Origin of the sequence: Veillonella atypica, assembly GCF_041431435.1 — a bacterium.
GTDB lineage: Bacteria > Bacillota > Negativicutes > Veillonellales > Veillonellaceae > Veillonella > Veillonella atypica.
This window is the reverse complement of the sequence record NZ_JAPVXV010000001.1, coordinates 96,865-109,774: the sequence shown is the minus strand read 5'-3', so window position 1 is coordinate 109,774 and position 12,910 is coordinate 96,865. Positions and strand designations below refer to the sequence as shown.

14 protein-coding genes are annotated in these 12,910 nt (G+C 37.8%); all 14 read right to left on the bottom strand.

What is annotated here, in order from left to right:
- Nucleotides 1-229: 229 nt before the first annotated feature.
- Entirely contained in the window at nt 230-1,486 is a 1,257-nt protein-coding gene (locus tag O3598_RS00520) for a diaminopimelate decarboxylase family protein (protein ID WP_287516160.1), read from the bottom strand.
- 56 nt (nt 1,487-1,542) lie between these two features.
- Nucleotides 1,543-1,962, bottom strand: coding sequence for a DoxX family protein (locus O3598_RS00515; RefSeq protein WP_105084559.1), 420 nt, complete (start codon nt 1,960-1,962; stop codon nt 1,543-1,545).
- 229 nt (nt 1,963-2,191) lie between these two features.
- Nucleotides 2,192-3,817 carry a chaperonin GroEL gene (gene groL, locus O3598_RS00510; protein ID WP_005378685.1) on the bottom strand — a complete coding sequence of 542 codons (1,626 nt, stop codon included), beginning with the start codon at nt 3,815-3,817 and terminating at the stop codon, nt 2,192-2,194.
- A 99-nt stretch (nt 3,818-3,916) separates the two neighbouring features.
- Entirely contained in the window at nt 3,917-4,198 is a 282-nt protein-coding gene (gene groES / locus O3598_RS00505) for a co-chaperone GroES (protein WP_004696047.1), read from the bottom strand.
- A gap of 227 nt (nt 4,199-4,425) precedes the next feature.
- The gene (locus O3598_RS00500; RefSeq protein ID WP_371451384.1) at nt 4,426-4,995 is read right to left on the bottom strand and encodes an ANTAR domain-containing response regulator; all 570 of its coding nucleotides are present in this window, start codon (nt 4,993-4,995) and stop codon (nt 4,426-4,428) included.
- Entirely contained in the window at nt 4,996-6,363 is a 1,368-nt protein-coding gene (locus O3598_RS00495) for a sensor histidine kinase (protein ID WP_371451383.1), read from the bottom strand.
- Nucleotide 6,364: 1 nt separating this feature from the next.
- A complete protein-coding gene (gene tsaD / locus O3598_RS00490; RefSeq protein ID WP_016475649.1) occupies nt 6,365-7,399 on the bottom strand; it encodes a tRNA (adenosine(37)-N6)-threonylcarbamoyltransferase complex transferase subunit TsaD in 1,035 nt (344 codons plus the stop codon).
- Nucleotides 7,396-7,845, bottom strand: coding sequence for a ribosomal protein S18-alanine N-acetyltransferase (gene rimI / locus O3598_RS00485; protein WP_005378736.1), 450 nt, complete (start codon nt 7,843-7,845; stop codon nt 7,396-7,398). Before rimI ends, tsaD begins: the two co-directional genes overlap by 4 nt.
- A gap of 2 nt (nt 7,846-7,847) precedes the next feature.
- Nucleotides 7,848-8,603, bottom strand: a complete 756-nt coding sequence (gene tsaB, locus O3598_RS00480; protein ID WP_281741411.1) for a tRNA (adenosine(37)-N6)-threonylcarbamoyltransferase complex dimerization subunit type 1 TsaB — start codon at nt 8,601-8,603, stop codon at nt 7,848-7,850.
- Entirely contained in the window at nt 8,587-9,078 is a 492-nt protein-coding gene (tsaE, locus tag O3598_RS00475) for a tRNA (adenosine(37)-N6)-threonylcarbamoyltransferase complex ATPase subunit type 1 TsaE (RefSeq protein WP_005378694.1), read from the bottom strand. The genes tsaB and tsaE overlap by 17 nt, the downstream gene beginning before the upstream one ends.
- Nucleotides 9,071-10,048, bottom strand: coding sequence for a thiamine-phosphate kinase (thiL, locus tag O3598_RS00470; protein ID WP_371451381.1), 978 nt, complete (start codon nt 10,046-10,048; stop codon nt 9,071-9,073). Before thiL ends, tsaE begins: the two co-directional genes overlap by 8 nt.
- 98 nt (nt 10,049-10,146) lie before the next feature.
- Nucleotides 10,147-10,707, bottom strand: coding sequence for a GerMN domain-containing protein (locus O3598_RS00465; RefSeq protein ID WP_005380484.1), 561 nt, complete (start codon nt 10,705-10,707; stop codon nt 10,147-10,149).
- 2 nt (nt 10,708-10,709) lie between these two features.
- Complete coding sequence (locus O3598_RS00460; protein WP_005378716.1) at nt 10,710-11,801, bottom strand: N-acetylmuramoyl-L-alanine amidase family protein; 1,092 nt, start codon at nt 11,799-11,801, stop codon at nt 10,710-10,712.
- A 168-nt stretch (nt 11,802-11,969) separates the two neighbouring features.
- The gene (locus O3598_RS00455) at nt 11,970-12,908 is read right to left on the bottom strand and encodes a ComEC/Rec2 family competence protein (RefSeq protein ID WP_302942928.1); all 939 of its coding nucleotides are present in this window, start codon (nt 12,906-12,908) and stop codon (nt 11,970-11,972) included.
- Nucleotides 12,909-12,910 lie beyond the last annotated feature (2 nt).

Sequence of the window (12,910 nt, the reverse complement as noted above, 5' to 3'; positions counted from 1 at the left end):
AACTTTATAGTCACATAGAAAAACGGCGGTACGCACAAGGGTGATACCGCCGTATTCTCTCGCCACTTTAGCAAGTATGTGCATAACAATCTATACTCATTATACATTCTTATCTAAATGATAGCAAGATATTCCTACTAAAATATACAGGAATTAGAAAAAATCCCTATATATCCGTATATCTTATAGTTTATTAATAGTAGTTCTCAACTCTATTTAATTCTCAATATTATAAATTAGAGAAGTCTAATGTACCAAACAAATCATCGTATGTTTCAGCACGACGAATTTGTGTAACAGATCCATCTTTGTGCAACAACAATTCAGCAGAACGTAATTTACCATTGTAGTTAAAGCCCATCGAATGACCATGTGCACCTGCATCATGAATGATGATACGGTCACCAATATCAATTTTTGGCAATTCTCGTTGAATAGCAAATTTATCATTATTTTCACACAAGGAACCAGTTACATCATACACATGATCTTGAGGAGCATTTTCTTTTCCCATTACTGTAATATGATGATAAGAACCATACAATGCTGGACGCATTAAATTCGCCATGCAAGAATCTAAACCGATGTAATGACGATAGATGTCCTTTTTGTGAATAGCTGTGGAAACAAGATATCCAAATGGGCCTGTTACCATACGACCACATTCGTAGGCCAAATCAATATCCTTAAGACCATTGCCTTTAATGATTCGATCATAAGCTTCATGAACACGTTCGCCCAATTTTTCAAAGTCAACAGGCGTTTGTTCTGGTTTATATGCTACGCCTACACCACCACCAAGATCGATAAATTCAACATCGATTCCTAATTTTTCTTTAATTTCTACAGCTAGGTTAAAGCAGATTTCAGCTGTACCTACCAATCCATCAATATCAAGTTCATTAGATACAACCATAGTATGTAAACCAAAATGTTTTACACCCTTTGCTTGTAATTGCTTATATGCCTCAAATACTTGCTCACGAGTCATACCGTATTTTGCTTCCTCTGGAAGGCCGATAATCGTATTGCCCCCTTCTTTCAAAGGACCTGGATTATAACGTACGCAGAATGTATCTGGTAGAGATCCGTGATGTTTTTCTAAGTATTCAATATGAGTAATATCATCTAAATTGATGATAGCCCCCAAATCTAACGCCTTTTTATACTCTACATAAGGTGTGTCATTGGATGTGAACATAATGTCATGTCCAGTGATACCTACCTTTTCACAAAGAAGTAATTCAGCTAAGGAAGAGCAATCAGCACCTACTCCTAGTTTTTGTAATACACGCATAATATATGGATTTGGAGTAGCTTTCACAGCAAAATACTGTTTAAATCCCTTATTCCAAGAGAATGCGGAGATGAATTTCTTCATATTATTAACGATGCCTTCTTCGTCATAAATATGAAACGGAGTCGGATAGTTAGCAATAATTGCTTCTAATTGTTCAGATGTAAATGGAACTGTTTTTTGATTCATAATAACCTCTCTACATAGTAAAAGACTCATCTATGATGAGTCTTCTAATTAACTGATTATTTAAATAATGCCTTATCTAAACTATAGCGACCTGCACCAGCAAAGAACAGCATGATAGCACCAAAGCCCATTTGCGATGGATAATCCCAACTAAAGAAATTGCCGTTAAGATTCAATATGGTCGCTACCGCCAAGGTACCTACAACTAGAAGCGTGCCAATACGTGTAAACAGGCCTATAATAAGAAGAATACCGCCGACCATTTCTGCATAAGATGCGATGGTACCTAATATAACCTCAAAGCCACTTGGCACACCTAAGGCGGACAACATGGCCCCTACCTTATAAAGACCTTGTTCACCACTTACATATTTTAAGTATCCATGATAGAACATGGAAATACCTAATGCAAGGCGATAGAATAAAAGCCCAAAATTAATATAATCAGGTTTACTTTTAAATAAAAAGTTCAACATAGTAACACCTCTTTATTATATAGATATTTTTAGATATAAAAATTATATGCTATATACTAGTGTCTGTCAAACCAAGACTCTTATATGAAATTCTATAGAATTATACCATAAATGGCTTATGAAATCAATTTATCAAGCCCCATTCCAAGAATAAAAAATCCTAATGAATGTAGCAATCTACATTCATTAGGATTTTAATATATTATCTATGTATCGCTAAAGCAGTTGATTACATCATACCGCCCATGCCACCCATTGGAGGCATTGCAGGAGCAGCAGCATTTTCTTCTACTTTATCAGCTACGATTGTTTCAGTAGTCAATACAAGAGAAGCGATGGATGCAGCATTTTGAAGAGCAGAACGTGTTACTTTTGCAGGATCCACGATACCAGCTTTTACCATGTCGATATATTCTTCAGTCAATGCGTTGAAACCAACACCAGCTTCTGTATTTTTAACTTTTTCTACTACAACGGAACCTTCAAGACCAGCATTGTAAGCAATTTGACGAAGTGGCTCTTCTACTGCACGTTTAACAAGGTTAATACCAGTTTGAACATCACCAGTAGCTTCCAATGTGTTCAATGCAGGGATGATATCGATGAATGTAGTACCACCACCAGCTACGATACCTTCTTCAACAGCAGCACGAGTTGCGTTCAATGCGTCTTCGATACGAAGTTTTTTATCTTTCATTTCAACTTCTGTAGCAGCACCTACTTCGATAACTGCAACACCACCAGATAATTTTGCAAGACGTTCTTGTAATTTTTCACGGTCGAATTCAGAAGTAGTTTCTTCTACTTGTGCACGAATTTGGCTAACGCGTTTAGCAATTACGTCTTTATCGCCTACACCATCGATGATTGTAGTTTCATCTTTAGTGATGCGAACTTGACGAGCTGTACCAAGATCAGTAAGTTCTACAGAATCAAGTTTACGGCCCATATCTTCAGTAATTACAGTACCACCAGTTAAGATTGCGATATCTTCAAGCATAGCTTTACGACGGTCGCCGAAGCCAGGAGCTTTAACAGCTACAGCTTTGAATGTACCACGCAAACGGTTAACTACCAATGTAGCCAATGCTTCGCCTTCTACATCTTCAGCGATGATAAGAAGTTCTTTACCTACTTTTACCACTTTTTCAAGTGTTGGCAACATATCAGCGATAGCACTGATTTTACGGTCAGTAATCAAGATGTATGGGTTATCCATAACAGCTTCCATACGGTCAGGATCAGTTACCATGTATGGGGAAATGTAACCGCGGTCAAATTGCATACCTTCTACTACGTTTAATGCAGTTTGCAAGCCTTTGGATTCTTCTACAGTGATAACGCCATCGTTACCTACTTTTTCCATAGCTTCAGCAATCAAACCACCAATTTCTTCGTCAGCAGCAGATACGCTAGCTACTTGAGCAATTTCAGATTTACCAGAAACTTTAATGGAACGTTTTTTAATTTCTTCAACCAAAGTTTTTACTGCTGTTTCAATGCCTTTTTTCAAGATCATTGGGTTAGCACCAGCTGCTACGTTGCGCATACCTTCTTGAATCATAGCTTGTGCCAATACTGTTGCAGTAGTAGTACCATCACCTGCTACGTCGTTAGTTTTAGTAGCAACTTCTTTAACTAATTGAGCGCCCATGTTTTCAAATGGATCTGGAAGTTCGATATCACGAGCAATAGTTACACCATCATTTGTGATCGTTGGGGAACCGAATTTTTTATCCAATACAACATTACGACCTTTTGGTCCCAATGTAACTTTTACAGCATTTGCCAATTGATCAACGCCACGACCTAAAGCGCGACGAGCTTCTTCATTAAACAAGATTTCTTTTGCCATATGTATTACCTCCTAGATAGTAACACTATCCAATGTAAAGAAATATATGCCCTAAGGCAATATAGAATGTATCATTAACATGTATAGCCTTGAAAGCTATTATAATACTGCTAAGATATCGCGTTCGCTAATAATCAAGTGAGTAGCGCCATCGATTTCTAATTCGCTACCAGCATATTTTGCAAACATAACAGTATCGCCAACTTTAACTTCTGGAGCTACACGTTGACCATTGTCATATACTTTACCAGCACCTACTGCTACAACAACACCTTCTTGAGGTTTTTCTTTTGCTGTATCAGGAAGGAAGATACCACTTTTAGTTTTTTCTTCTTTTGCTTCTAAACGGATAAGAACGCGGTCAGCTAATGGTTTTAACATATGATGTCACTCCTTATTTACTATGTATTATTCATAATTCATTAGCACTCTAACTTATCGAGTGCTAATCACATGTATTATTATAACCTATGTCAAAATAATTGCAAGTACTAATTTTGATTTTTTGACTTTTTAGTTTTTACAAGTACTAATTCATATAAAATAACCTTCTATATAAGCTTTTATATCTTATATAGAAGGTTATATGTATCGCCCTATAGTTTTTATTAATTAGACGATGCTTGTTGAATGATTAGTTTACATATATTGACAATAGACTCTCGTTTCTTCATACTTAATTGCCGAATTCGATTATATGCTTCGTCCTCCGTAATTTTATATAAATCCATAAGAATGCCTGTCGCTTTTTGTATTATTTTTCGTTCTTCTAGAGTTTTCTCTAAATCAGCCATTTGTTGACGTGATTCTAAATCATCTAAAAATCGACCACATGCCATTTCTAATGTTGGAATCAGCTGCTCTTCTCTGACAGGTTTTATTAAATATCCATATACACCAGATTCACGAGCTTTTGTCACTAAATCCTGTTGACTATAACTAGTTAGAAGTACAACAGGTGCCAAGTGGTTAAATCCAATTTGACGAGCTGCTTCTATACCATCTAGCTCAGGCATTTTCACATCCATTAACACCGCATCAGGTTTTAGTTCTTTACACATCGTAATAGCTTCAACACCATTCGATGCTTCCCCAACCACTTCATGTTGTTCAGATTCTATAATATCTCGCAAATCCATGCGGATTAAAGATTCATCATCAACGATTAAAATACGCATTTATTGCTCCTTATGAATATGAATTGTAACAATAACCCCAACATCACCATTTTCAATCGTCATATGACCTTGTAGCTCGTGAGTCACCAAATTATTAATAATTTGCATGCCTAATCGCTTACTTTTAGCCATATCAAAATCACGAGGCAAACCTTTACCTGAATCTGTAAATACTAGTGCAATAGTATCATTCATACTGGATACAGATAATGAAATTATACCATCAGTCCCATCCAACCCATGCACAATACTATTAGAAATCAGTTCATTGAATACAAGAGAAATATAACTGGCTTGATGAGATGAAATAATACAATCGTCTCCGTGATAGCGAAATTCTACATGTTGATTACGATTTACCATGCTCTGGCGTAATAATCGGCACAATTCATCATATATGGATCGTATAGAAATATAGTCTTCATCATAGTGAGATACTAAATCATGGACAAGGGCCATACTTTCAATACGGGAAATACCCTCTTGTAATGCCGATTTTACCTCTGGTAAATCAGAGCGCCGCGCTTCCATCCGTAGTAAGCCTGCTACTGTTTGTAAGTTATTTTTAACACGGTGATGTATCTCTTTAATAATAGAATTTTTAACTAGTAGTTCTTGTTGCTGTTTACTTTCACGAGTACAATCGTGAAGAATTAAAAAGCAACGACATTCATTGCGTCCCATCGGAATAGGAATCAAATGCTGTCTTAGTACCATATTATGATAGATTTCTTCGGATACAAAATCATTTCGTTCATCTATGACACGATGAATAGCAGATATTTTTAAAGAACTACCAAAAATAGATGTGCCCACCAACCGCCGATCAACACCGACAATATCCGCCAAGTGTAACGCCGTATCATTGCCGTACAAGATAGTCCCATTTTGGTCAAAAATGATGAGCCCATCCAAATACGATATAGGCTCATATTCTTTAATTTGTTCATCTGTGGCCGTCAACATCAATCGTTGCATTGTATCGGCTATGATAAATCCTCGTTTTCCTTCCACACCATTGGCAGGTGCTATATAAGAGAAGGAAATGCCTCCTATAGTCTTACCGCCATTATCGACAATAGGAAATAGATATTCAAATCCATTTTGTGTGGATTGTTGAAAGCTTTCACCGGTGGTGATTAGTTTTTTCCACATATCAGAACTAGGTATGCGTGATGTAACTAATGAGTCATTAGACTCATATATACACATCATGTCATCATTCGCAATCTCTGTAAACAAAACAATCTTATGTTTACTCACCGATTGGCCAAAGCGAATCATATGACTAATATGAACTAGTAGGGCTGCTTGCAAACTAGATAGATTTGTTTCCTTAACAAGTTCATCATATATATGTACAGTCATACTAGTTACCTTCTACCCATGCAACGGTACCAATTGGCACACTAGGCTTAGCATTTAAATGTAAATCGCAGAATTTTCCGGCTTGTGCCATATAGTAAGCACGGCATCCAATCATAGCCGCATTATCAGTAGCTAAAATTTTACCTGGTTTATAGTACGTAAATCCTTCTTCATTACACATATTCTCTAATGCTACTTGTAAGCCTTGGTTAGCAGATACACCACCAGCAATGGTTATTTTAGTTTCCCCTAGTGTATGAGCTGCATCCTTAGTTTTTTCTACTAGAACATCTACGATAGCCTTTTGAAAGGACGCCGCCACATCAGCCTTATGTATGTCTTCACCCTTTTGAGATTTACTATTTAAGTAGTTCAAAACAGCTGATTTTAAACCACTAAAGCTAAATTCAAAATTTCCCGACTCACTAAGGGCCTTCGGAAACTCAATAGCATCTGGATTGCCCTCTTTTGCTAATGCATCAATATGAGGTCCTCCTGGATATGGAAACCCCATAACGCGGGCAATTTTATCAAAAGCTTCACCGGCCGCATCATCCCGTGTTTGTCCTAAAATCTCGAATTCTTCATAGCCTTTCACATGAACTAGCATAGTATGACCACCGGATACAACAAGGCTTAAAAATGGTGGTTCTAATGTAGGATTAGCTAAGAAATTAGCAAAAATATGACCTTCCATATGATGAACAGGTACTAAAGGAATCCCCGTAGCAAAGGATAATCCTTTTGCAGCTGCTACACCAACTAATAGGGCCCCTACTAATCCAGGACCATAGGTAACCCCTATATGATCAATGTCATCCAATGTGACATGAGCATCCGCTAAAGCCTTATCAATAACAGGGATAACTTGTTCTATATGATGACGGGATGCAATTTCTGGCACTACACCACCAAATTTTCGGTGAATTGGCACCTGACTCGATATGACATTAGAAAGTACTGTACGGCCATCCTTAAGTACAGCTGCCGATGTTTCATCACAGCTACTTTCTAATGCTAATGTATATACACTCATTTTCCTTCCTCTTTAATAAGAGACATGATATACGCATCTTCTTTAGGCTCCGAGTAATAATTTTTTCGCATACCTTTTACAGTAAACCCCAATTGTCGGTATAAAGATAAAGCAGACAAATTAGATATACGAACTTCTAAAAAGATTTCATGCATGCCTCGTTTAAAACATTCCTCTATCAATGCACTCGTAAGTTTAGCACCAAAGCCTTGGCGTCTTGCAGATGGACGTATCGCAATATTCGTAATTTGCCCCTCATCATATACGAGCCACGCCCCTGCATAACCTACAACACCATTGGCATCTTCTACAACATAATAGAGTTTCTTATCTTCATTCAGCAATTCTGTTTCTATGGAATCTAAACTCCAAGGAACAGAAAAGCATTCCATTTCAATAGCAAAAATTTCCTTTGCATCCTCAATCGTTGCTCTACGGACTGTCATGTCTATTTTTCACCTGCCGCTTCGATTACAGTGACTGTAGGATTCTCCTTTAACATAGCAGGATTATCTTTATGCTTTTCTTCCCACAATACTTCTGCTTCAGACCGTCTAATATAGTACGGTACCATATCCATAGGATCAGCACTTTCACCTCGTTCAATCAAAGGGCGGGCGCTTAATAATAAAGAGCTAGCCTTAGGTATGCGATAGATAGGATCACCAATGATTAATAACTCATCATCTGCTACTAGTGGAGCAATCCGCTTAATACCATCGCCCACAAATACGACGCGTTTATGTTGGTTTCGTAATCGTTCTACTAATGAAGCAGCTTCCACTACGAATGGCTCTTCTTTAACCTGTAAACGCTCTCCATCATATGCATACAGAGCCGCATAGACATGTTTCTTTTGCGCATCAATAACCGTGCAAATCGTATCAGTAGTGTATGGAATATTACGCGCTAATCCATCCATAGTCATAACTCCATATAAAGGTATATGTAATGCATAGGCCATCGCCTTTGCTGTTCCCATTCCTATGCGCAAACCTGTAAAGGAACCGGGACCACTAGCAACAACGATTCCTTTTAAATCAGATTTTTCTACCCTCGTCATCTCTAGCAATGATTGAATATGTGGTACCAACTGCTCAGAATGAGTCAATCCTGCTTGTATAGTAATTTCACCAAGTAACTGACTTTCATTCATCACAGCAACACTAGAAACGACAGAACTCGTTTCAATTCCCAACCACATACATACCTCCTAAAGTATTCAATGTTTCAGCGTCAAGTACATCGCTCTCTAATGTAATCCGTCTAGAGTGAGTATCAATCGAATCAATATGTATCCATAACGTTTCATCGGGCAATTCATCTTCAAACTTATCCGCCCACTCTACAATGGCAACTTGATCCTCTGTAAATTCATAAAATCCAATATTTTCTAATTCACTTACATCATCCATGCGATATAAATCAAAATGGTATATTTCACCAGCCAATGTCATATAGGTATTCATAAGAGAAAATGTAGGACTTGTAATATCCTCCGACACGCCAAGACCCTTTGCTATACCCTGAGACATATGAGTCTTACCAGTCCCTAAATCACCGATTAATGCCATGCATAGTGGACTAGCAGACTCTTTGACCCACTGCCCTAGGCGTTCACCAAAACATTGCGTATCCTCTACAGAATATGTTTCTAATGTAACTTTATTTTTACTCATGAAAATGATTATATCCTTTCGCTTCTAATAAGCGTATCTCTTTATTCTTAGTCACCGATTGTACCATCGGTTTTCCCTCTATAACCTCACCAATAAGCGTGATAGAACCTAACTGTTCTAATGCCTGTGAAAGTTCCTTAGGCGCCGTAAATACGAGCTGAAAATCTTCACCGCCCAACAATGCATAATCAACAGGATTAGTATGTAATACAGCAGCTAGTTTATATGTTTCTTCATGCAATGGGATAAGTGCTTCATCAATGACGATTGAAACATGTGATGCCTTTGCAATTTCATTCAACTCACTACTAAGTCCATCGCTAATATCATTCATACTATGAATGCCTAGATCTCGCAATTTTTGGCCTAATTCAATCTGTGGTTCTGGACGCTGATGCCCAATTCTCGTCATTGGATAGCCATCTAGATTATACGATAAGGATCCTAACCCTGTTGCAGCATAACCAATATAATTAGTGACGCCCACCACATCCCCAGGTCGAGCACCACTTCGTAGTATCGCTTTACCTTTAGGCACTTCGCCTATGATAGTAATGGTCCACACCATGGGGCCATCTATACTGACCGTGTCACCGCCAATAAGATTTACATGATATCGTTGGCACTGATCCTTAATCCCTCTATAAATTTCATCTAAAATTTGCGTGTCAATATGACCTGGTGCAGATACAGATAATACAACCTGACGTGGTATACCTCCCATAGCAGCAATATCACTCAAATTAGCCGTCATCAAACGATATCCTACATCATAGGGCGCCATATAATGAAAGCTAAAATGAACACCTTCCACCATGGTATCCGTACTTATGAGCTGATCATACCCTTCACTAGCTTTATAAATGGCACAATCATCGCCAATGCCTTGCACCACTGTCTTATTGTCATATATTGTATCCGATTCAATACTATGTATGAAATTAAATTCACCAAGAGTTTTAAGTTCCACTATATCACCTTTTTTATCTTATACACTATATGTATTGTAACATATATAAGAATGCAAAAAAAATCGACCTCATCATACTGATGAGGTCGATTCGTACATTATTTTTTTATGAGTTGTTCCATCCGTTTAATAGGGCTATTCGTATCAAATGCACCTACAATAGGAACCTTTTTGCCATCACATACAAAGAGCACTCCATTGATATTATCAAAAGAGGTCAATGTGTTAACAATAGCAGCCATTTGCAACTTAACAGTTAAGTCGCCACCTTTACCATCAACAAAAGCTTTATTTACCTCTACAGAAGCAACTCCATCTTTAACTGTTACAGAGTTGATTTTTATCGCTTTATCAAAGATAGGATACTTTTGTTGGCGATCAGCTTTTAACATGGCAAGCAATGCCGCCTTCGGCGTCACCTTATCTGCTGCGATATCCACGGATTGTTGTTTAACACCGGAACCATCTTCAGTAGGAACAAAGAATACCATTTTAACGGATTCACTAGAAGTCTTAGCAGTTTCAGCATCTTTATTGACCTTGACCTCTTGGCTTACGTTTGTAGAACCTGTGTTTTGCATTTGATTGGAATTACAGCCCGCTGTAAAAGCTAGGATGCCGATACAAGCAATCACTGTTATTTGATTTCGAATATTCATCCTTAGCCTCCAAAGTAACTAGCAATACCAGCAGCAATGCGATTAGCAAAGTCTTGTTTTGTTTGGTCGCTCTTCAATGCACGTTCTTCATTAGGGTTAGAAATAAAGCCTAATTCTACGAGAATAGCCGGCATATTTGTATGTCTTAATACATACAAATTACCTTCTTGGATACCTCTGTCACCATTAAAGCCTGGTACATTAGCAATTTGATTTTGTACTTTTTGTGCTAAGCGAGCGTCATTACCAGTTTTAGAATAGTAGTATGTAGCAATGCCACCTACACTTGGGTTGTTGAAAGAGTTAATATGAACACTTACAAAGGCATCTGAATTATGGGAGTTTGCTATATTAACGCGAGCACCCAACTCATCAACACCACTCGCATTAGGACCATATACATCGGCATCTGTAGTACGAGTCAGGAATACCTTAGCACCGCGAGCTTCTAAAGCTGATTTCAAATATTTAGCAATCGGTAATGTTGCACTTTTTTCTTGGAACCCTGTAGGGCCGATAGCACCTGGGTCGCTACCACCATGACCTGGATCAATAGTAATCACCTTACCGGATAATCCTCCTGATACAGAGTATATACCGGACCCTTTGCTACTTGCTGGCGCTGTAGCTGGGGATGGTTTCTTACCATAATTGATAGGTTTTGGAGCCACGCCTTTTTTCTGTACATCTACAACAATTCGATACGGCTTTTGATTGACTGTATCCTTCTTCAAAGAGAAAACCTTCACATCATTAGTATCCAATGCGGATGGAGTTTTAATCGTAACTGCCACATCTTTGCCTACTTGTGAAAGTTGAGCTACGCTAGCAATGGAAGAATCCATATAAATAGTATTCTTCGCCGTTTTTAGCTTCGTATTCTTCAAAGTAACCGTTGTCGTTTTTCCATCTTTACTGATGGATGCTGCCGCGTTTACAGGAGTAGATAAATCCATAACCATACGTACATATGGAACAGGTGCATCAGTTCTCGTTACCCAACGAGCATCCTGTAAATTAGCAGCCTTTGCTTGACTTAACAACAGTGGTACAGCCATGAGAAAAGCAAAGCAAATTAAAAATAGTTTACGCAATACATTCACTCCAATCTAACTGACATACTTTTTGTCCAAACCATAGAGATGAGCCGATGATACTAATGTTTCGTCTCATCGTTCCAATCTATCCATAAACTAATGTTAGATTATAGATAGATTATTTCATACAAACATGAAGATAGGTATACGGATTATACATATCTATCATCGTTCTGTAGAAATTTGCCATTCATTCCCATCCGTACTAATGTGAATACGTCCCATCGTATCTGTACGATAAATGGCGATATTGTGTTCATTCAAATGACGTAATGTCACATCATGAGGATGACCATATTTATTATATAACCCACAAGAGATTAATGCACTCTCTGGTTTGACGGATTTTAGGAAATCTTCAGAACTACTTGTTCGCGATCCGTGATGCCCCACCTTCAAAATACGAGCAAAGAGCTTACTATTTTGCTCTTTTATAAGCCGTTGTTCTTCTTGTAATTCTGCATCACCTGTAAAGAGCATAGAAAATTTACCAAATATAAATTTACCAACAATAGAATTATTATTTAAATCCGGTTGCCCTTTTTTATCTACTAATATATCATCCCAAGGCGCATATACTACAAATACTGCACCATGACCAAAATCAACAGTACCACCTTTTTTTAACGTAGTGCGTTGAATATTCTTTTTCTCAATCCATTTTTCATATGTTTTATACATATTATTGTCAACAGAAATACCATCATCATATACATGTTCTATAGGCATTGCTTTTGCAATAGCTAAAAAACCACCCATATGATCTGCATGAGGATGTGTGATGATGACATTTTTAAGCTTAGTAACACCGAGATTATGTAGTTGGGCTACAATATTTTCACGATGTTCTATATCTCCCGTATCAATCATGCTATACTCATCACCAACTTTAAGAAGTATTGCATCCCCTTGGCCGATATCTAGCATATAGATATCAACATGCCCTTCTGCATTAGTCTGCTTTGTATCAATAGAATAATTGGATGATGCCGACACGGCTTGTGTAGCCGCTTTGGAAACATCTGAATTCGAACAACCTGCTAGCACAAACAGTGGCACTAATAAAGTTATGAAGCATAGTAGTATTCGTTGTAATCTCGTCATAT

What these genes read in the sequence shown, in the direction of transcription:
- tsaE (WP_005378694.1), bottom strand. Translation starts at nt 9,078, where the DNA reads ATGAGTAAAAATAAAGTTACATTAGAAACATATTCTGTAGAGGATACG.
- O3598_RS00495 (WP_371451383.1), bottom strand. Translation starts at nt 6,363, where the DNA reads ATGACTGTACATATATATGATGAACTTGTTAAGGAAACAAATCTATCT.
- O3598_RS00520 (WP_287516160.1), bottom strand. Translation starts at nt 1,486, where the DNA reads ATGAATCAAAAAACAGTTCCATTTACATCTGAACAATTAGAAGCAATT.
- O3598_RS00515 (WP_105084559.1), bottom strand. Translation starts at nt 1,962, where the DNA reads ATGTTGAACTTTTTATTTAAAAGTAAACCTGATTATATTAATTTTGGG.
- O3598_RS00500 (WP_371451384.1), bottom strand. Translation starts at nt 4,995, where the DNA reads ATGCGTATTTTAATCGTTGATGATGAATCTTTAATCCGCATGGATTTG.
- tsaD (WP_016475649.1), bottom strand. Translation starts at nt 7,399, where the DNA reads ATGAGTGTATATACATTAGCATTAGAAAGTAGCTGTGATGAAACATCG.
- groES (WP_004696047.1), bottom strand. Translation starts at nt 4,198, where the DNA reads ATGTTAAAACCATTAGCTGACCGCGTTCTTATCCGTTTAGAAGCAAAA.
- O3598_RS00455 (WP_302942928.1), bottom strand. Translation starts at nt 12,908, where the DNA reads ATGACGAGATTACAACGAATACTACTATGCTTCATAACTTTATTAGTG.
- groL (WP_005378685.1), bottom strand. Translation starts at nt 3,817, where the DNA reads ATGGCAAAAGAAATCTTGTTTAATGAAGAAGCTCGTCGCGCTTTAGGT.
- tsaB (WP_281741411.1), bottom strand. Translation starts at nt 8,603, where the DNA reads ATGTGGTTGGGAATTGAAACGAGTTCTGTCGTTTCTAGTGTTGCTGTG.
- O3598_RS00465 (WP_005380484.1), bottom strand. Translation starts at nt 10,707, where the DNA reads ATGAATATTCGAAATCAAATAACAGTGATTGCTTGTATCGGCATCCTA.
- rimI (WP_005378736.1), bottom strand. Translation starts at nt 7,845, where the DNA reads ATGACAGTCCGTAGAGCAACGATTGAGGATGCAAAGGAAATTTTTGCT.